Origin of the sequence: Streptomyces gilvus (assembly GCF_022513565.1) — a bacterium.
GTDB lineage: Bacteria > Actinomycetota > Actinomycetes > Streptomycetales > Streptomycetaceae > Streptomyces > Streptomyces gilvus.
Genome location: NZ_JAKWBE010000031.1, coordinates 65,753 through 84,366, shown reverse-complemented (window position 1 = coordinate 84,366; position 18,614 = coordinate 65,753). Strand labels below are relative to the sequence as shown.

The window sequence follows — 18,614 nt, the reverse complement described above, 5'->3', positions numbered from 1 at the left end:
CAACTTATAGCGCAAGGGGGGCCTTGCGGCAAGGCCCCCCTCGTGGCGCACAATCACAGGCCGAAGCCGAGAAGCTGGGTAAATGGGGGATTCAGGAAGTGTCTGTGTCTTTGTCCGCGTTCGACCTTTCCGACAACCTCACCGCGAAGTCCGACCCCGCGCTGATCGCCCGCGACGAGCAGCAGTTCGCGGCCATCGCGGCGAGCCTGAAGCAGGCGATCACCGAGGTGTCCGAACGCCTCGACGCCGAACTCAAGGCGCCCGGCGGGATCGGCCAGGCCGCCATGGACCGGGACATCGAGGTGCACCGGCTGAACGGACGGCTGCGCACCCTGCGCCGCTTCGGTCTCGACCTGTGCCTCGGACGCATGGTCCAGGCCGACGACCCCGAGCAGCCCGTCTACATCGGCCGTCTCGGGCTCACCGACAACGAGGGCCGCCGCCTGCTCACCGACTGGCGTTCCCCGGCCGCCGAGCCCTTCTTCGCGGCGACCCACGCCAACCCGATGGGCCTGGTCAGCCGTCGCCGCTACCGCTGGACCGACGGGCGGATCAGGGACTACTGGGACGAGGTGTTCACCGCCGACCAGCTGGAGCACAACGTCGCGCTCGACGACCAGTCCGCCTTCATCGCCAGCCTCGGCACCAACCGCTCCGAGCGCATGCGGGACGTGCTGGCCACCATCCAGGCCGACCAGGACGCCATCATTCGCGCGGGCTCCCGGGGCGCGCTCGTCGTCGACGGCGGTCCCGGCACCGGCAAGACCGTCGTCGCTTTGCACCGCACCGCCCACCTCCTCTACTCCGACCCTCGCCTCGGCCACCGGCGCGGCGGCGTGCTGTTCGTCGGCCCGCACCGGCCGTATCTGGCGTACGTGTCCGACGTGCTGCCCAGTCTCGGCGAGGAGGGCGTGCAGACCTGCGTCCTGCGGGACCTGGTCGCCGAGGGGGCGACGGCGGGCGTGGAGGCCGATCCGGAGGTGGCCCGGCTGAAGGAGTCCGCGGACCTCGTGAAGGCGGTCGAGAAGGCCGTCCGGTTCTACGAGGAGCCGCCCACCGAGGGGCTCACGGTCACCGTCGACTGGGTCGGCATCCCGCTCACCGCCGACGACTGGGCCGAGGCCTTCGACGCCCCGGAACCCGGCACCCCGCACAACGAGGCCCGCGACCAGGTCTGGGAGCGGCTGGTCGCGATCCTCATGGACAAGTACGACGGCGACATCCCGCCCGACCAGTTCCGCAGGGCGCTGCGCCAGGACCAGGAGCTGAACGCGGCCCTCGGCCGCGCCTGGCCGCTGATCGAGGCGGCCGACCTGGTCGGCGACCTGTGGTCGGTGCCCGCCTATCTGCGCATGTGCGCGCCCTGGCTCGACCGGGACGAGGTACGACGGCTCCAGCGCGCCGAGCCGCAGGCCTGGACGGTGTCGGACCTGCCGATCCTGGACGCGGCACGGCAGCGGCTCGGCGACCCGGAGGCGTCCCGGCGCAGGCGCCGCCACGAGGCCGAGGTCGCCGCCGAACGCGCCTACCGGGCCCAGGTCACGGAGAACCTCCAGCAGACCGACGACGACTGGCAGCGCATGCTGATGACCATGCTGAAGGGCCAGGACCTGCAGAACTCCCTGGTCCCCCTGGACGCGCCGCCCGCCGCCGAACCGGACCTCCTCGCGGGCCCGTTCGCGCACATCGTCGTCGACGAGGCGCAGGAACTCACCGACGCGGAGTGGCAGATGCTGCTCTCGCGCTGTCCGTCCCGCAGCTTCACCATCGTCGGCGACCGCGCCCAGGCCCGGCACGGCTTCACCGAGTCGTGGCAGGAACGCCTCGAACGCGTCGGACTCGACCGCGTCGAACTGGCCTCCCTGACCGTCAACTACCGCACCCCGCAGGAGATCATGGCGGAGGCCGAGCCGGTCATCCGGGCAGCGCTCCCCGACGCCAACGTGCCCACCTCCATCCGCAGCGGCGGCATCCCGGTCACGCACGGCCCGGCCACCGACCTGGACGCGACCCTCGACACCTGGCTCGCCGAGCACACCGACGGCATCGCCTGCGTCATCGGCGCCCCCGCCTACCGCCCCCCGACCCCCCGCGTCCGCTCCCTCACCCCGGAACTGTCCAAGGGCCTCGAGTTCGACCTCGTCGTCCTCGTCGACCCGGAGAGGTTCGGGGACGGCATCGAGGGCGCGGTCGACCACTACGTGGCGATGACCCGCGCGACCCAACGCCTGGTCGTCCTCCGGACTCCCCTGGCGGCTTGACCCCTCAACTACCAGCGCGCTGTCCTGCCGACCGGGCTGAAATGACGAGAAGCGGCAAGAGCTCCGTTGGTGACCTCTGCCTGCGATCACCGTGGCCACGCCGACGGCGGCTTGCGCACCGGACAACTCCCATGCCCTGCAGTCGTGGCGGTTACCGGGAAGCGGTCGACCGAGGGAGGCGACGAGCTGGTTGTCGGTGTCGATGACGACCTGATCGTTGGCCGCGTATCGGTAGTTCTGCGACTGCTCGGCGACCTCCACGGCCGGCCAGCTTGCCGACACGAAGATGATCACACCTGGCGGCGCTACAAGGAGTCTGCGACCGCCCCACGGCCAGGATTCCTGGGGCCACCCCTACGACGGCGACGTCAACGAGACGCTGACCCTGATCACCGCCGAGCTGCGTGCCAACGCCGTACGGCACGGGCGGATTCCGGGACTTCCACGTCCGGTTGGCCACCGAGGCGGACGGCACGCGCCTGCGGTTGGAAGTCTCCGACACCCGCGCGGACCGTCGGCCCATCGTCACCACCCCCCACGGATCCCGACGCCGAATCCGAGTCCGGCTGCGGCCTCCTCCTCGTCACCGCCCTGGCCGACGGCTGGGGCGTCACCGATCGCCGTTCCGGCCACGGCAAGACCGTGTGGGCGTCCCTGGGTACGCGCCGGTCCTCGGCGGAATGACCACACCGAATGCGCAGCCCGCTGTCAGCCGTCCCGGATACGCTGAGCAACGATGTTCCACTCCTGGACGATGACCGTCCAGGAGTGGAAGCCAGACCTCACGGAGGGCAGATGCTGACCCGCTTGGAGGTCCACGGGTTCAAGAACCTGCTGGACCTGTCGATCGACTTCGGACCGTTCACCTGCATCGCGGGAGAGAACGGGACCGGCAAGTCGAACGTGTTCGACGCGATCCAGTTCCTGTCCCTCCTCGCTGACCGGTCCATGATGGAGGCCGCGCAGGAAGTCCGCGGGGTGCACGGCGAGCGCCACGGCGACCCGAGAGATCTCTTCTGGAAGGGATACGGGGCGGGGCGGCACCGCATGCGCTTCGCCGCCGAGATGATCGTCCCACCGGTCATCGAGGACGACTTCGGGCGGGTGGCCAAACCGACGACCTCCTTCCTGCGCTATGAGCTGGAGATCGGTTATCAGGAGCCCTCCGGGCTCGACCGCTTCGGCCGGTTGACGCTGCTTCGCGAGAACCTGCAGCACATCATCAAGGGCGCCGCCAAGAACCACCTGCGGTTTCCTCACAGCGCCGGCCGCTTCCGCAACGAGGTGATCATCGGGCACCGCAGCGGCGCTCCCTACATCTCGACCGACACGGACGCGTCGTCCGGCGAGCCCATCGTCAAGATCCATCAGGACGGCGGCAGTCGCGGTCAGCCCAAACCGGCGGCGGCCTCACGCGCCCCGGCCACAGTCGTCTCGACCATCACGTCGAGCGACGATCCGACGATCCTCGCCGCCCGGCGGGAGATGGAGTCGTGGCGCAGGCTCGCGCTGGAGCCCTCCGCTCTGCGCAGTGCGGACCGGTACATGGATCCGCAGAGCATGGACGTCGACGGCTCGCACCTGCCCGCCGCCCTCTACCGGGTCGCGCACACCCTGCCCGAGACGGATCCCGACCAGGTGTACGCGCGCGTGGCCGGCCGACTGTCGGATCTCACGGGAGTGCAGGTCCGCGAACTCACGGTCGACCAGGACGAGGTACGGCAACTGCTGACGGTCCAGGTCCGGGAGGCGGACGGGATGCTGTTGCCCGCGCGCAGCCTGTCCGAGGGCACGCTCCGCTTCCTGGCGTTGTGCGTGCTGCTCGAGGATCCGACCGTACGGGGCATGATCTGCATGGAGGAACCCGAGAACGGCATCCATCCGGCGAACCTGAACCCAATGGTGGAGCTGGTCCGGGAACTCGCGGTCGACCCCAGCGAGAAACCCGGGCCCGACAATCCCTTCCGCCAGGTTCTCATCAACACCCACTCACCCGGTGTCGTGCAGCTCGTGTCCCCCGACGATCTCCTCTTCGCGGATGCGGCCATGCAGCGGACGGAGGACGGTGGACTGGTCCACGGCCTACGGCTGCGCCCGCTGCAGGGTACGTGGCGCGTCGCGCACGGACGGCGGGACTACGTCACCAAGGCGGACATCCTCCCCTACCTGACCACTCCGCCGGGGGCTCAGATCACCCTTGATCTGGGGGCGGCGTGACTCTGCGCGTCCTCTTCACCGGCGAGGGCACGAGCGACAACGGGCTGGTGCCTCACATCGAGGCGGTGGCGGCAGAGGCCGGAACGCGGGCCGTGGTCACCGCTCCTGACTTCGGTCGCCTCGGATTGACCGACTGCCACGCCGTGGCGGACAAGCTCCGTGCGGTGCGGAGCCTGGATGACGCCTACGACCTGGTGATCGTGCACCGAGACGCCGACGGCGTGGATCCGGGAAAGCGGCACCAGGAGGTGGCCGAGGCCGTGACCTCGGAATGGCCCGGCCGACCGCACATTGCGGTCGTTCCCGTGCGTGCTTTGGAAGCCTGGCTGCTCCTCGACGAAGCGGCCATCCGCCGGGTCGCGGAGAACCCGCGTGGGCGTATGGCACTCGACCTTCCCAAGGGGAGCGGCGCCGAGCGGATCGCCGACCCGAAGAAAGTTCTGCAGCAGACCCTGGCGACGGCGAGCGGTGTCTCCGGGCGCCGTCTGGCCACGTTCCGCAGCCGATTCCCCCGGCACCGGCACAAGCTCCTGGAAGCTCTGGACCCTCATGGACCAGTGTCCGTACTGCCTTCCTGGCAGGCCTTCATGACCGATCTCAGAGCAGCGCTCGACCGTGCATGACAGCACGCCCTGTGCCGCCACCCTCCGCGACAGCGGGTCCGCCGTTCCGTGCATCCACTCGATAGGTTCCCCGCGCCTGGCCGTCTCCTCGAACCGCACGTCGAACTTCCGCAGTCTGCGCGACGTGACCGTGCCGCTCGGTCCGCTCACGTGTTGGTGGGCCCGAACGGGGCGGGCAAGTCCAACGTGCTGAAGGTGTTCGGCTTCCTCGCCGACATCATCCGCACCGACCTCAAGCCAGCGCTGGACGCGGCGGCGGGTTCGACGAGGTGGCTTTCTGGGGTGGGACCACGCCGCCCACATTGATGCACGTCAACCTCAAGGCGACGTGGACGACCAACTCCACCCTCAATGACTTCAGTATCCGGAGGCTGAGCAGCGGCCTGTCCACGCTTCCCCGGCTCGGTCCCACCGACGGCGGCGACGAGGTGACCGGGTCGCCGACCGGCTGTTGTTGTTCCGGGTGTTCGATGTCGACGTGGCGGCCCGGCAGCCGACCCGCCTGCGCGGCGCGGACTTCGTCACCCTCTCAGCGCATGCCGAGAACCTTGGCGGGTTCCTGATCCACCTCAGTGGTCGGGAGGAGATCTGGATGTTTTGGTCGCTGACGCCGGGCCGTCCTCCCTCAGTTGGAGAACATCGAGTTCGAGGAAGTCGATCCCTGCTCTCACCGTCGACGAGGTGAAGGACATCGTCGAGGAGTCTGGCGAACAGCCGCTCGGGGAGCTGTGGTTCTCCGGGGTGCTGGGCGGCGATCTCACCGGAGGGGAACTGTGACCCCGAAGGCGCGGCAGAGCGGCGGGCGGCCCTCCAGAGACCAGGATCGGGGCGTCATCGTGCTGGCCGGTGAGGACCAGAACGACTTTTACCTTGCCACCCTCATACGTGCTCACTGGCCCGACCTCGACGCGGCGGCCAAGCTGGTCCGCATCAACGACCCGGTGCGGCTGCGCAAGAAGTCCGGTCCGGACCTCGGTTCCGCCGTGCATTGGTTGGGGCATCCCACTGCCGTCAACGGGGAGTGGCGTCCCGGCAGAACATCGTGAGGCCCATGCGGGCGATCAGGACGGACACGAGCATGCTCGGATGCGCCCCCAGACTCGTGGCCTCGGAGAGAAGTTCCGCGATAGTGGCGACCTCGACCGTCCGGTCGCCCGTCGCGCCCATCAGCCCTTGCGCTTGAGGCGTGAAGCAGATCTTGCTGCGGAGTTCGTCGACGTTGCGGCTGAACCACTTCCGGGCGAATCGCTCGTTCTCGTCCTGGTCCTCACCGCCGAGACCGAGACCTCCGCCCACCAACTCCGCTCCCAGAGCGGCGAACAGTTGCTCCTCGCTCCACTCCAGGTACTTCTCCACAGCCTCGACCGCGCGGTCGTCCGACCGACCGGAAGAATTCGTCACCATTTCTCCCTTTGCTGGTTACTGGCGTTCTTGGCGTTCTTGGCGGATGTGGAGGTCGATCGCGTTCACCGCGGCCGCAGACACGGCGAACCGGTAGGTCGTCTCCGCGCCGGCGAGAACGGTAGCCTCCTCCTGTATGCGTGTCAGCAGCCAGTAGGCCGTGAAGGAGCGCTCCGGATCGTCGACGGCGTCGGCGACGGCAGGGGGCACCCCCCACTGGGCGAGTCCCGAGCGCACCTGCCCGGCAAAGATGGCGCGCAGTCCCTGCCGAACATCGGGCTGGCCCTTCTTGGCGACGCTGTCCCCGATCAGCTCCATCCACCGGTCGGGTTTCACCCCGGCCAGGCCGTCCTTGAAGCTGATGATCTCGAAGTGGGAAGGGCCATGTGTCTCCTTGCTCACCCGGGAGTTGGCCATCAGCCCGTCCCACCACTCATCCGGGATCGGACGTCGGACGTCACTCGCGCCCCCGCAGGCCCTGACGAGCGGCCGCGCCAACGCAGCCAATCCGGACCTCTGGAAGCCTCCCATCCCCGCGAGGGTCCGCTCGATCCGCTCCGTGACGGGCGGGTGCGTCTTCTGCGGACGGATGAACGAGAAGCTCTCCTCGGACTCCAACGCCAGGAGGGCGATCAGTGCTCCGGTGCGGCCGGCCTGCATGGTGTCACGCACCATCCGGTCCAGGACGGCCATGGCGAAGTCATCGGCCTCATGCTCCATTTCCGGACCGAACCGGACGCTGCGGGTGCCGGCGGCATCGCTGGGGCCGAGGGGATGCCCCAGGAGGATGTGGCCCACCTCATGGGCGACGATGAACGCCCCGGACACCAGGTTGAAGCGGTCAACGAGGCGGCGGTACCGCTCCTCCAGAAGTACCCGGAGTTTGGCGGGGACGCTGTGGTAGCGCTGATGAAGTCCGTGCCATCGAAGGAGTGCCACGGAGGACTGGATGGTCGGGTCCTGCCACGGCTCGCGTGCTCGGCGCTCGGCCGTGAGTCCGAGGTACCCGAACGGGGCCACCCGGCTCTGCCGAGGGGACAGGTTGAGGGCCCAGATCCTGGCGAGCATGTCGCACATGGACCCCAGGGCGTCACTCACCAGGATGAGCCTGGACCCGTCATCGAAGGGCAGCGTCTTCGCCAGCAGAGCGGACTTGAGGTCGTAACCGAGCGTACCGACCTCGATGGAGACACCGTCCGGGCAGCGCGCCGTCTCCGCGGCGGCATCCAGGACCGCACGCAGTATGTGCTCCAGAGCGAGCGCCAGCGGGTCCTCGCCCTTCACTGCCAGGCGCAGGAGTTCGTCCACCTCCTGTACGAGACTGTGGGCGCCCAGTTTCTCGGCCCTGCGGCGGGTTTCCCGCAACTGCCCTACCCGGTCGGAGGCCAGGACACGCCGACGGGCCTTCGCCATGGACTCACTCGCGTCCCCCGCCATGCCCTCGCCTCCCCCTAGACCGGGAGAAACAGGATGGCAGAACTCAGGCGGGCGTGCGGAGCGTTGAGGTCACATCAGTTCCGCGACCCCATCCGTCGTCCGCCTGCGTGAACGGACTGGCACGAGCAGCCCGACCACCTCCTCGCGCCCCGGGCACCCCTGTGAGTACTTGAGCCTTGTGCGTCAACGGCCATCTGTCCTGCGGATTTCAGGATTGGGAACGTGCTGCCTGCGCCAGCCGGGTTGGTTTTCAGAGGCACTTCACGTTGAGCGTGGTTGCCTGTAGAGGTGTTGCTGTCGGTTGCCTCGTGGACGATCATCGCCAGTGTCACGCTGCGATACGAGTATGTCTCCGAAGCTACGGTGCCGGCCTCCACCTCCGAGCCCGACTCGATACGCACGCCAGTCAGCCCCGCAGGGCACCCGCGACGACCGTCGCGACGATGCGGCGTACGGCGTCCTCGGACGGTGGACCCGCCTCGCGGTCCGCGTACAGCAGGTGGGCGGCGCCCAGGAGGGTCGGGGCGAGGACGTGTACGTCGGCTTCGGGGGTGAGGCGGTTCAGGTCGCGTTCGGCCGTGAGGTAGGCCGTGAGCATCGCCCCCGCCTCTGTCATCAGCGGGATGCCGGCCGAACCGGCCGCCCGCAGCCGGGCGCGGAGTTCGTCGCGGGCGATGACAAGGCCGACGACCGAGACGGCCACCGGGTCGAAGAGGTCCGCGAGCGCGGCGGTGAGGTTGCCGGTGACGGTTCCGGTCCCGGCGGCCTCCCGAAGGGCCTCGCCCTGACGCTCCACCCGACGGATGCGGTCCAGCACCAAGGCGGCGAGAAAGGCGTCGAAGTCCGCGAAGTGCCGGTGCAGCACGCCCTTGGCGACCCCGGCCTCCGTCGTGACCGCCCTGCTGGTCAGCGCGTTCGGACCGTCCCGGAGCAGGATGCGCTGGGCGGCGGCGAAGAGCTGCTCGCGGGGGTCGCGGATGGCCACTCCTGTCGGCATGCGGTCCTTCCTGTACGGCGTGAGTGGGCGAGCGCCCATTGACGAGTGGGCGCGTGCCCACCCATGGTGGGCGCATGCCCACTCTAGCGTCTTCCGGGCACACGCCCGAGCCCCACCGGCACCGCGACATCGCCGAGTCCTTCGGCACGGACGCCGAGCGCTACGACCGCGCCCGCCCTCGCTACCCCGATCCCCTGATCCGGCGGATCGTCGCCGCCGCGCCCGGCACGGACGTCCTGGACGTCGGCTGCGGAACCGGCATCGCAGCCCGGCAGTTCCAGGCGGCCGGCTGCACGGTCCTCGGCGTCGAACCCGACGCCCGCATGGCCGAGTTGGCCCGACGGCTCGGCACGGAGACGGAGGGGGCGAAGTTCGAGGACTGGGAGCCGGGGGAGCGGCGCTTCGACGCCGTCGTCGCCGCGACGGCCTGGCACTGGATCGACCTCACCGGGGGCGCGGCGCGAGCGGCGCAGGCTCTTCGTCCCGGCGGCCTCCTGGTCCCCTTCTGGAACGTCGCCGACCTTCCGACGGACCTCGCGGAAGTGGTCGCCGACGTCGCCGAACGCCTCATGCCGGACGCGCCGTTCGACTTCCGGGCGGCCGTGCAGCGCTCGATGATCGACGGCTACCAGGTCTTCCTCGACCGGGCCGCCGAGGGCATCCGCGCGGCGGGCGGCTTCACCGAGCCCGAACGGTGGCGCTACGACTGGGAGTTCACCTACACCCGCGACGCCTGGCTGGACGTCCTGCCCACGCAGGGCGCGTTCACGCGCCTGCCCGCCGACGCGCTGGCCGAGCTTCTGGACGCGGTGGGCTCCGCCATCGACGCGCGGGGCGGCACCGTGACGGTGCCCTACGCGACGCTGGCCCTCGTCACCTCGTTGCGGTGAAGGCGGCCCAGGCGGACGGGGTGACCTGGAGGGTGGGGCCGGTGTCCGCCGGGTTCTTGGAGTCGCGGATGTGGATGGTGTGGGGGCCGACAGCAACTTCGAGGCACTGGCCGCCTTCACTGCTGCTATGGCTGGACTTGCGCCATGAAAAGGCGACTTCGACGCATTGTCCGCCCTCGTCGCCGCTGTAGCTCGATTTGAACCACTCCAGTGATTCGGTGCTCATTCGTCTCCTAGCAGGCGGTCGAGCAGGCCCATGGAATCCTGGGTGGTCAGAGCCTGCGTCCGCAGCATCGCATACTTGCGCGCGAGGATGGACACCTCATCTGCGTCGGAAACCCACTGGCTGCCGCGTTGCGACTCGGTGTAGGCGAGGTGCTGGTGGTCCGGTGTTTCGAGCAGCGTGAAGGGGCCGTTCAGGCCCGCGTTGTATGGACTGTCCAGCTGCAGGAACTGCAGTGACACGCAGGGCAGTTCAGCCACCGCCCGCCAGGTGCCGAAGCTGCTCGCGCCACACCTCCGCCCCGCCGATGCGCATGCGCAGCACCGGCTCCCACACGATGAAGCTCAAGGTCGGCGGATTCCTGCGGTGCAGGATCTCCTGGCGTTCGAGACGGGCGGCCGTACGCGTCTCGATCTCGGTCTCGTCGTAGGCGGGGACACGATTGCGCAGTACCCCGCGCACGTACGCATCCGTCTGGAGCAGACCGGGAAGCACCGCGTTGTCGTACCAGGACAACGCAATCGCCTCCCTCTCATGCTCCATGTAAAGCTCCGCCCACATCGGGAACTGGTCGATGTCCGGGAGGTTGGCCACGCCCGCCGACAACGTGCCCTTGGTCTGGAGGAGGTCGTCGAGCGCGGCGGCCAGGTCCGGCTTCAGGGCGCGTCTGCCCTGTTCGATCGAGGCGATGGTCTCCTCGTCGACCCGGACGGCCGCGGCGAGGGAGCTCTGGGTGAGGCCCGCGGCGCGACGCGCGGCGCCCAGTTGCTTGCCCAGCATCTTCATGGACGTGAGGTTCTTCGGCCGCGGTGGCCTCCTGGCACTCATGCAGGACTCCCTCCCCCTCGGGGCGCGTACGTCACCGGGTGCGAGCCCGTACAAAAAATCTGTACGGATTTACGGAGTGATCAACACTAGTCACTCTGCGCAACTCTCGTCCTGTGAATGACACGATCCAACTCCCCACCCTGCGCGAGCGGTTCTTCCGCCGTGAGCGCCGATCCGTGCAGGCCGCGCGGAGGTTCACGGCGGAGACCTTGACCGGCTGGGGCCTCGCCGGAACCGACCGCGCCGACGACGTACTGCTCTGCGTGAGCGAACTGGTCACCAACGCCCTGCTGCACGGCGTCCCGCCCGGCCGCCACTCACGGCTGCTCCTGCGCTACGACGGACGGGTGCTGGGCGTCGAGGTGCACGACAGCGGCCCCGGCGAGCCCCGCATTGTGGAGAGCGGGGACACCGGGGCCGAAGGCGGGCGCGGACTGCTGCTGGTCGCGGCCCTGAGCGACAAGTGGGGTGTCCGGGAGCGCGAGTTGGGCAAGGCCGTGTGGTGCGAGTTCGAGGTCAGAGACGCTCGGGCGTCCTGATCCCGAGCAGCGCCATGCCCTGGTGGAGCGTACGGGCCGTCATGTCGCACAGGAACAGACGGTTCTCGACCTGCGCCGGGGTATCGGCCTTGAGGACCGGGCACTTGTCGTAGAACGACGTGTAGAGCGACGCCAGTTGGTAGAGGTAGGACGCCAGCTTGTGCGGGGCGTACTCCGCGGCCGCCTCGAAGACCGTGTCGCCGAACGCGTCCAGGTGCAGGCCCAACGCCCGCTCCGCCGGGGCGAGTTCGAGCTCCGGGTGGGCGGCCGGCTTCGTGTCGCCCGCCTTGCGCAGGATCGACTGGATACGGGCGTACGCGTACTGGAGGTACACGCTCGTGTCGCCGTTCAGCGAGACCATCTGGTCCAGGTCGAACTTGTAGTCCCGGTTGGGGGACGTCGACAGGTCGGCGTACTTCACGGCGCCGATGCCGACCTGCGCGGCCCGCTCCTGGATCTCGTCCTCGGTGAGGTCCTGGGCCTTCTCGCGTACGACCTCGGCGGCCCGCTGGACCGCCTCGTCCAGCAGGTCCTCCAGCCGTACGCTCGCGCCCTCACGCGTCTTGAACGGCTTGCCGTCCGCGCCGAGCACCGTGCCGTAGCCCATGTTGTGCGCGGTCACGGCGTCGGTCAGCCAGCCCGCACGCCTCGCCGCCTCGAAGACCATCTTGAAGTGGAGGGACTGGCGTACGTCCACCACGTACAACAGGGACGTCGCGTGCAGGTCGGTGACCCTGTTGCGGATCGCCGTCAGGTCCGAGGCGGCGTAACCGAAGCCGCCGTCCGCCTTCTGCACGATCAGCGGCACCGGCTGGTCGTCCTTGCCCCGGATGTCGTCGAAGAAGACCACGAGCGCGCCCTCGGAGCGCACCGCGACACCCATCTCCTCCAGGAGCCGGGCGGTCTCGGGCATGCCCTCGTTGTACGCGGACTCGCCGACGATCTCCTCGTCCCGGATCCGCATGTCCAGCTTCTCGAAGACCGAGTAGAAGTAGACCTTCGACTCGTCCACGAACTGCTGCCACAGGTCGAGGGTCTCCTTGTCGCCGGACTGCAGGGCGACGACCCGCTTCCGCGCCCGCTCCTTGAACTCCTCGTCCGCCTCGAAGACCGCGCGCGAGGCCTTGTACACCCGGTTCAGGTTCGACATGGCCTGCTCGCCGTCGACGTCGTCCGCCGGGGCCAGCTCGCCGGGGTGCTCGAACAGGTACTGGATGAGCATGCCGAACTGGGTGCCCCAGTCGCCGATGTGGTGCCGGCCGATCGTCGTCTCGCCGGTGAAGTCGAGCATGCCGCGCAGGGCGTCGCCGATGACCGCGGAGCGCAGGTGACCGACGTGCATCTCCTTCGCCACGTTCGGCTGGGCGTAGTCGATGACCGTGATGCCCGCGTTCTCCTTCAGGGGCACACCGAGGCGGTCGCCGTCCGCGTACCGGGCGGCGAGGTTCCCGGTGATCGCCCGGTCGGAGATCGTGAGGTTCAGGAAGCCGGGGCCGGACACCTCGACGTCCTTGATCAGGTCGTCGCCGGTCACGATGTGCGAGACGACCTGCGTCGCCAGCTCACGCGGGTTGGCCTTGGCCTTCTTGGCGAGGGCGAGGATGCCGTTCGCCTGGAAGTCCGCCCGGTCACTGCGTCGCAGCAGCGGCTCCGCGACGGCCTCCGGCAGGGTGGCCGAGAGGGCGTTCGTGAGCTGCTGGTTGACGGAGTCGCTGAGGGACGTGACCGGGGCCATAGGAATGGGTGCCGTTCTCCTCGTGGGGATCGATAGACCCAACCAGTATCCCATGGGAGGTAAAGCGGTTTTCCCGGGCGCGGGGGCGTCTGTGACAATGGAGCGTCACCCGTTCAGAAAGAAGGACGTGCCGATCGTGGCTCAGAGCACCGAGACCACCGACTGGGTCTCCCGTTTCGCGGATGAGGTCATCGAGGAGTCGGAGCGTCGAGCCCCCGGCAAACCGGTCGTCGTCGCCTCCGGGCTGTCGCCGTCCGGTCCGATCCACCTCGGCAACCTGCGCGAGGTGATGACCCCGCACCTCGTCGCCGACGAGATCCGGCGCCGCGGACACGAGGTGCGCCACCTCATCTCCTGGGACGACTACGACCGCTACCGCAAGGTGCCGGCGGGTGTCGCCGGGGTCGACGAGACCTGGGCCGAGCACATCGGCAAGCCGCTGACCTCCGTTCCCGCGCCGAAGGGCTCCCCGTTCCCGAACTGGGCCGAGCACTTCAAGGCCGCGATGATCGAGTCGCTGGCCCAGCTCGGCGTGGAGTTCGACGGGATCAGCCAGACCGCCCAGTACACCTCCGGCGTCTACCGGGACCAGATCCTGCACGCGGTCGCGCACCGGGCCGAGATCGACGCGATCCTCGACCAGTACCGCACCAAGAAGGCCCCGGCCAAGCAGTCCCAGAAGCCGGTCGACGAGGCCGAACTGGAGGCCGCCGAGGGTTCCGGCGCGGCCGGCGAGGACGACGGCTCCGCCTCCGGCTCCGTCGGCTACTTCCCGTACAAGCCCTACTGCGGCAACTGCGAGAAGGACCTCACCACCGTCACGTCCTACGACGACGACACCACCGAGCTGACCTACTCCTGCACCTCCTGCGGCTTCTCCGAGACCGTCCGGCTCAACGAGTTCAACCGCGGCAAGCTGGTCTGGAAGGTCGACTGGCCGATGCGCTGGGCCTACGAGGGCGTCGTCTTCGAGCCGTCCGGCGTCGACCACTCGTCCCCCGGCTCCAGCTTCCAGGTCGGCGGCCAGATCGTCGGCATCTTCGGCGGCAAGCAGCCCATCGGCCCCATGTACGCGTTCGTGGGCATCAGCGGCATGGCGAAGATGTCCTCCTCGCGCGGCGGTGTGCCGACGCCCGCCGACGCCCTGAAGATCATGGAGCCGCAGATCCTGCGCTGGCTCTACGCCCGCCGCCGGCCCAACCAGTCCTTCAAGATCGCCTTCGACCAGGAGATCCAGCGGCTCTACGACGAGTGGGACAAGCTCGACGCCAAGGTCGCCGACGGCTCGTCCCTGCCGGGTGACGTCGCCGCGCACGCCCGCGCGGTGGGCACGGCTGCCGGTGCGCTGCCGACGACGCCGCGACCGCTGCCGTACCGCACGCTCGCCTCGGTCGCCGACATCACCGCCGGACACGAGGACCAGGCGCTCAGGATCCTCTCCGAGCTCGACCCCGAGAACCCGCTCGCCTCGCTGGACGAGGCACGCCCGCGGTACGACCGTGCCGAGTCCTGGATCAACACCCAGGTCCCCGCCGACCAGCGCACCATCGTGCGGGACGAGCCCGACGCCGAACTGCTGAAGTCCCTCGACGAGGCCTCCCAGCAGTCGCTGCGGCTGCTGCTCGACGGACTGGAGTCGCACTGGTCGCTGGACGGCCTGACCCACCTCGTCTACGGCGTCCCCAAGGTGCAGGCCGGGTTCGCGGCCGACGCCACGCCCAAGGAACTGCCGGCCGAGATCAAGACGGCCCAGCGGACCTTCTTCGCGCTGCTGTACCACCTGCTGGTCGGGCGCGACACGGGCCCGCGACTGCCCACGCTGCTGCTGGCGGTGGGACAGGACCGGGTGCGGCGCCTGCTCGGCGAGTAGCGAGTAGCGAGCAGCGAGCAGTGCGTAACGGCAACGGAAAGGGGCCCTCTGCCGAGGGCCCCTTTTCCTGTGCCTGCGCCTTTGCCTGCGCCGGTGCCGGTCAGGCGATGTGGTCTTCCTGCAGTTCCGCTGTGTGCCGGTTGGTGAAGCGGTTGACCATGCGCTCGGCCTCCCGCTGCGGGAGCGCGGTGCCGTAGGTCGCCTCCACGTCGTCCCTGAACTGGCCCGAGGTGGGATAGCTGCCGTCTATCGACTTCTTGAAGACCAGGTAGTAGTCCTCCTCGGTCAGCTCCGGCGGCCCGCCTCCCTCACCCAGCTCGCGGGTACGGCCGGGACTCACCGGGATGGGAAAGCTGCCGGTCTCCTCCGGGGACGGCTCTTCCTGGTACTGCTGCTCCTGCTGGTACTGCTCCTGCTGGTACTGCTCCTGCTGGTACTGCTCCTGCTGGTACTGCTCGGCCTGCTGCTGTTCCGCGTACCACTGGGCGTACTGCTCCGGGTCGTACGTCGGGTCGTAGTCGCCGTGGTACTCGATCTGCTGCGGGTGCCGGGCGTGCAGCCAGGGGCTCACCTCCGGCTCGGGCGCCTCGGGCGGGTAGTCGTACTGCTCCACCGGCTCCGGAGCCTTCGGCGCCTCCACCGCGCGGTTCACCGGCGGCGGGGCGATCTGCTGCGTGGGCGTCGGAGCCGGGGCCGGGGGCAGCAGGACCGGCTCGATGCCCGCCGCGGCCAGGCCCGACGGAGCCGTGTCCGCCAGCGGGACGCCGTAACGGGCCAGCCGCAGCGGCATCAGGGACTCCACCGGAGCCTTGCGGCGCCACGCGCGGCCGAACCGCGAATGCAGCCGCGCCTGATAGACGAGACGTTCCTGCTCCAGCTTGATGACCTGCTCGTAGGAGCGCAGCTCCCACAGCTTCATCCGGCGCCACAGCAGAAAGGTCGGCACCGGGGACAGCAGCCAACGGGTCAGCCGCACGCCCTCCATGTGCTTGTCGGCCGTGATGTCCGCGATCCGGCCGATCGCGTGCCGGGCCGCCTCCACGGCGACGATGAACAGCACCGGGATCACACCGTGCATGCCCACACCCAGCGGGTCCGGCCAGGCCGCCGCGCCGTTGAAGGCGATCGTCGCCGCCGTCAGCAGCCACGCCGTCTGCCGCAACAACGGGAAGGGGATGCGGATCCAGGTCAGGAGGAGGTCCAGGGCGAGCAGGACACAGATACCGGCGTCGATGCCGATCGGGAACACGTACGCGAAGTTCCCGAAGCCCTTCTTGATGGCCAACTCGCGGACCGCCGCGTACGAACCGGCGAAGCCGATGCCGGCGATGATCACGGCGCCGGTCACGACCACGCCGATGAGAACGCGGTGCATCCGAGTCAGCTGCAGTGGCGCGGCCACCCGTACTCCCCTCCCCTTGCGTGTTGTTGCGCGCAACAGGGTGGCACATGTGTATGTCAGTCGTACTGCCGGACGGGAGGAGCCCGGCCCTCACCGGGGGCCGGGCTCCGTCAAAATGCGGTGTTGAGCTGCGATTTGCCGTCCAGATGTGACGGTCAGCTCTTCTGCGACGCTGAGGAGGAAGGGGAGGCCGAGGGGGACGCGGAGGACTTCGCGGCCTTCGACGCCGACGCCGACGGCGCCGCGGACTTCGAAGGCGACGGCTTCGCCGTGCCCGAACCCGAACCGCCACCCGAGCCGCCGCCGGAACCGCCGCCCTGGCCGCCGTCGCCGTTGGCCGCCGCCACCGAGGCCACCGCCTCCTTGGCCGCCTGCTGCGCCAGCTTGCTCAGATCGTCGGCGTTCGGCGTCTTGTCACCGGCCAGACCCGCGCCGTTGTAGTCGAGGGTGACCACCACGTTCTCCACCCGCGCCACGACCGTCTGCTGCTTGAAGGCGCCCTCCTTCTTCTTCAGGTCGTAGCGCACCGCCGTCGCCTCGTCGCCCGTCCCGGCGACCGCCTGCGACTTCACGTTCTTCGCGCCCGCCACCGACTGGGCGTCCTTGACCTGCTTCTCGTAGTACACGTGCGCCAGCTGGTTGCCCTCACCACGCGCCGCGTCCGAGTCGAAGCGCAGCAGCGACACGTTCAACCAGCGGAACTGCGAGCCCTTCACACCGTTGTTGGCCAGACTGCTCCACGAGCAGCTCGCCCGCGTGCCCGCCTCGTCCGAAGCGCCCTTCTTGGCGGACTTGACCCCCTTCGGCACCAGCGAGGTCAGCGTCTTCTGCGACAACGTCCCGCACGAGTCGGGAATCGTCCGGTACGCCGCCGCCTGCACCGTCGGCGACGCGCTCCCGCCCGCCGACGCGGACGTCTTCCCGCCGCTCTGCGACCCCTTGCTCCCACTGTCACCGGAGCCGGAGTCCGAGGAACAGCCGGCGACGATCAGCATCACGGGGACCGCCGCCGCGCAGACAAGGACACGGCCCAGGCGCCCCGCCCGCTTCTCTCGCTGGTCGAGCTCATCTCGCTGTGCTGGTCGCTGCATGGTTCCTTCACTCATGACGCTCGTGGTTCCTGCCGTCGGATCGGGTCCGAGGGGCCACGGTACGCGGTGAGGAAGCTGTGCGGTTTTGCTTTGAAAGCTTTGCGAAGGGACGCGGGGGAGCGGTGAACACCCCTTATCCGCCCAGCGTGTCCGCCAGCTGAGAGGCCAGTTTCCTTGCCCTGTCCTGCATTTCCTTGCTGTCCGGGACCGTGCCGACGGTGGCCGGCTGCTCCGTGTACTCGATGGTCACGATGACGTTCGACGTGCGGAACGCCACAGTCACCGTGCGCTGCTGAGCCGTCGAACCGGAGCCGCTGACCACGTCGTCGAGGAACGCCTCGTCGCCGAGACCGGACAGGACGCGGGGCTGGAGGTCGGAGGGGGCCGCGGACGACGAGGAGGACGCCGATGGCGAGGGTGATGAGGAGGGTGAGGACGAGGTGGTGGGTGAGGTACCGGCGTCGGCGGTGACGCCCGCGGCCGAGCTGGAGGTGGTCGGCTCGGGCAGGTCCGCCGCCTCCACCTTCGCCGCGAACAACTGCTGGGCCTCGGCGTCGTCGCTCACCGCGTTGTCGTACGACACCACCCGCTCGAAGTCGACGAGGAGATGGTCCGTCGCGTCCGTGGACTCCACCTTCCAACGGCAGCCGGACTTGCGGTCGGTGTCGTAGGTGAGGTCGGCCTCTCCCTCGTACGCCTTCTGGCGCTGGTCCTGGTCGGCGATCTGCTTGATGCCGGGCAGCAGGGAGTCGAGGGTGTTGTGGCTGACCGCGCTGCAGGGTTCCGGGAGCGTGTCGTACTTGCCCGGCTGGGCGGCGGGGGTGGCCGTGCCGGCGTTGCCCCGGTTCGCGTCGTCCGTCGTGCCGCCGCCGCTGGAGCCGCCGGTGCAGCCGGCCAGCAGCGCCGCGAGGAGCGCGGCGACGCCGGATACGTACGCCTTCCGCTGCACGGTCAGGCTCCTCTCGCTGGTTAATCGCTTGCCGCGCAGGGGGCACCCCTGCAGACAATGTCTATCGCACGCAACGCCGTGACCGCCGGTCCGCTGTCCTTTTCGTAGACCTTGGCGCCGTTTTTGCGATTACCCACCTGTGGATATCTTT

General features: G+C 69.1%; 15 protein-coding genes and 3 pseudogenes. 8 read left to right on the top strand and 10 right to left on the bottom strand.

The window, feature by feature from the left end:
* The first annotated feature begins 98 nt into the window (after positions 1-98).
* Positions 99-2,261 carry an RNA polymerase recycling motor ATPase HelR gene (gene helR, locus MKW14_RS33825; protein ID WP_240869491.1) on the top strand — a complete coding sequence of 721 codons (2,163 nt, stop codon included), beginning with the start codon at positions 99-101 and terminating at the stop codon, positions 2,259-2,261.
* Between the two features lie 66 nt (positions 2,262-2,327).
* Here the strand turns inward: helR and MKW14_RS33820 are convergent.
* Positions 2,328-2,516, bottom strand: a pseudogene (locus tag MKW14_RS33820) (IS5/IS1182 family transposase); the annotation flags it as partial.
* A gap of 540 nt (positions 2,517-3,056) precedes the next feature.
* On the opposite strand from MKW14_RS33820, the gene MKW14_RS33810 reads away from it, so the two are divergent.
* The 4 genes and pseudogenes from MKW14_RS33810 (at position 3,057) to MKW14_RS33795 (ending at position 6,147) form a co-directional block, all read left to right on the top strand.
* Positions 3,057-4,478, top strand: coding sequence for an AAA family ATPase (locus MKW14_RS33810; protein WP_240869489.1), 1,422 nt, complete (start codon positions 3,057-3,059; stop codon positions 4,476-4,478).
* The gene (locus MKW14_RS33805; protein ID WP_240869484.1) at positions 4,475-5,101 is read left to right on the top strand and encodes a DUF4276 family protein; all 627 of its coding nucleotides are present in this window, start codon (positions 4,475-4,477) and stop codon (positions 5,099-5,101) included. The genes MKW14_RS33810 and MKW14_RS33805 overlap by 4 nt, the downstream gene beginning before the upstream one ends.
* Before the next feature lie 48 nt (positions 5,102-5,149).
* Positions 5,150-5,878 (top strand): annotated as a pseudogene (locus MKW14_RS41675) (AAA family ATPase).
* A complete protein-coding gene (locus MKW14_RS33795; RefSeq protein WP_240869480.1) occupies positions 5,875-6,147 on the top strand; it encodes a hypothetical protein in 273 nt (90 codons plus the stop codon). The pseudogene MKW14_RS41675 and the gene MKW14_RS33795 overlap by 4 nt, the downstream one beginning before the upstream one ends.
* Here MKW14_RS33795 and MKW14_RS33790 read toward each other — a convergent pair.
* The 3 genes from MKW14_RS33790 to MKW14_RS33780 all read right to left on the bottom strand — a co-directional run bounded on the left by MKW14_RS33790 (position 6,113) and on the right by MKW14_RS33780 (position 8,936).
* Complete coding sequence (locus MKW14_RS33790; protein WP_240869477.1) at positions 6,113-6,505, bottom strand: hypothetical protein; 393 nt, start codon at positions 6,503-6,505, stop codon at positions 6,113-6,115. The two genes, MKW14_RS33795 and MKW14_RS33790, sit on opposite strands and share 35 nt — an antisense overlap.
* Positions 6,506-6,520: 15 nt before the next feature.
* Positions 6,521-7,939 carry a phage exclusion protein Lit family protein gene (locus MKW14_RS33785; protein ID WP_240869475.1) on the bottom strand — a complete coding sequence of 473 codons (1,419 nt, stop codon included), beginning with the start codon at positions 7,937-7,939 and terminating at the stop codon, positions 6,521-6,523.
* A gap of 406 nt (positions 7,940-8,345) precedes the next feature.
* Entirely contained in the window at positions 8,346-8,936 is a 591-nt protein-coding gene (locus tag MKW14_RS33780) for a TetR/AcrR family transcriptional regulator (RefSeq protein WP_240869473.1), read from the bottom strand.
* Positions 8,937-9,010: 74 nt separating this feature from the next.
* Between MKW14_RS33780 and MKW14_RS33775 the strand changes: the two genes are divergently transcribed.
* Positions 9,011-9,826: a class I SAM-dependent methyltransferase gene (locus MKW14_RS33775; RefSeq protein WP_240869470.1), complete on the top strand. Its 816-nt coding sequence runs from the start codon at positions 9,011-9,013 to the stop codon at positions 9,824-9,826.
* Here MKW14_RS33775 and MKW14_RS33770 read toward each other — a convergent pair.
* On the bottom strand, positions 9,810-10,052 hold the full coding sequence (locus MKW14_RS33770) for a DUF397 domain-containing protein (protein ID WP_240869455.1): 243 nt from the start codon (positions 10,050-10,052) through the stop codon (positions 9,810-9,812). The genes MKW14_RS33775 and MKW14_RS33770 overlap by 17 nt on opposite strands.
* Positions 10,049-10,877: pseudogene (locus tag MKW14_RS33765) on the bottom strand (helix-turn-helix domain-containing protein). The gene MKW14_RS33770 and the pseudogene MKW14_RS33765 overlap by 4 nt, the downstream one beginning before the upstream one ends.
* 113 nt (positions 10,878-10,990) lie before the next feature.
* On the opposite strand from MKW14_RS33765, the gene MKW14_RS33760 reads away from it, so the two are divergent.
* Complete coding sequence (locus tag MKW14_RS33760) at positions 10,991-11,416, top strand: ATP-binding protein (protein WP_240869453.1); 426 nt, start codon at positions 10,991-10,993, stop codon at positions 11,414-11,416.
* Here MKW14_RS33760 and argS read toward each other — a convergent pair.
* Entirely contained in the window at positions 11,394-13,151 is a 1,758-nt protein-coding gene (argS, locus tag MKW14_RS33755) for an arginine--tRNA ligase (RefSeq protein ID WP_240869451.1), read from the bottom strand. The two genes, MKW14_RS33760 and argS, sit on opposite strands and share 23 nt — an antisense overlap.
* 127 nt (positions 13,152-13,278) lie before the next feature.
* Here argS and lysS point away from each other — a divergent pair, with 127 nt between their 5' ends.
* Complete coding sequence (gene lysS, locus MKW14_RS33750; protein WP_240869449.1) at positions 13,279-15,021, top strand: lysine--tRNA ligase; 1,743 nt, start codon at positions 13,279-13,281, stop codon at positions 15,019-15,021.
* A 100-nt stretch (positions 15,022-15,121) separates the two neighbouring features.
* On the opposite strand, the gene MKW14_RS33745 is transcribed toward lysS, so the two are convergent.
* The 3 genes from MKW14_RS33745 to MKW14_RS33735 all read right to left on the bottom strand — a co-directional run bounded on the left by MKW14_RS33745 (position 15,122) and on the right by MKW14_RS33735 (position 18,463).
* Positions 15,122-16,423, bottom strand: a complete 1,302-nt coding sequence (locus MKW14_RS33745) for a DUF2637 domain-containing protein (RefSeq protein WP_240869446.1) — start codon at positions 16,421-16,423, stop codon at positions 15,122-15,124.
* A 155-nt stretch (positions 16,424-16,578) separates the two neighbouring features.
* Entirely contained in the window at positions 16,579-17,529 is a 951-nt protein-coding gene (locus MKW14_RS33740) for a DUF3558 family protein (RefSeq protein ID WP_240869443.1), read from the bottom strand.
* A gap of 118 nt (positions 17,530-17,647) precedes the next feature.
* Positions 17,648-18,463 (bottom strand): DUF3558 domain-containing protein, encoded by an 816-nt coding sequence (locus tag MKW14_RS33735; protein ID WP_240869440.1) that lies wholly within the window; start codon positions 18,461-18,463, stop codon positions 17,648-17,650.
* Positions 18,464-18,614 lie beyond the last annotated feature (151 nt).

Coding starts and splice junctions, on each gene's coding strand:
- MKW14_RS33810 (WP_240869489.1), top strand. CDS start 3,057: ATGCTGACCCGCTTGGAGGTCCACGGGTTCAAGAACCTGCTGGACCTG.
- MKW14_RS33790 (WP_240869477.1), bottom strand. CDS start 6,505: ATGGTGACGAATTCTTCCGGTCGGTCGGACGACCGCGCGGTCGAGGCT.
- MKW14_RS33785 (WP_240869475.1), bottom strand. CDS start 7,939: ATGGCGGGGGACGCGAGTGAGTCCATGGCGAAGGCCCGTCGGCGTGTC.
- MKW14_RS33780 (WP_240869473.1), bottom strand. CDS start 8,936: ATGCCGACAGGAGTGGCCATCCGCGACCCCCGCGAGCAGCTCTTCGCC.
- MKW14_RS33775 (WP_240869470.1), top strand. CDS start 9,011: ATGCCCACTCTAGCGTCTTCCGGGCACACGCCCGAGCCCCACCGGCAC.
- MKW14_RS33770 (WP_240869455.1), bottom strand. CDS start 10,052: ATGAGCACCGAATCACTGGAGTGGTTCAAATCGAGCTACAGCGGCGAC.
- argS (WP_240869451.1), bottom strand. CDS start 13,151: ATGGCCCCGGTCACGTCCCTCAGCGACTCCGTCAACCAGCAGCTCACG.
- MKW14_RS33740 (WP_240869443.1), bottom strand. CDS start 17,529: ATGAGTGAAGGAACCATGCAGCGACCAGCACAGCGAGATGAGCTCGAC.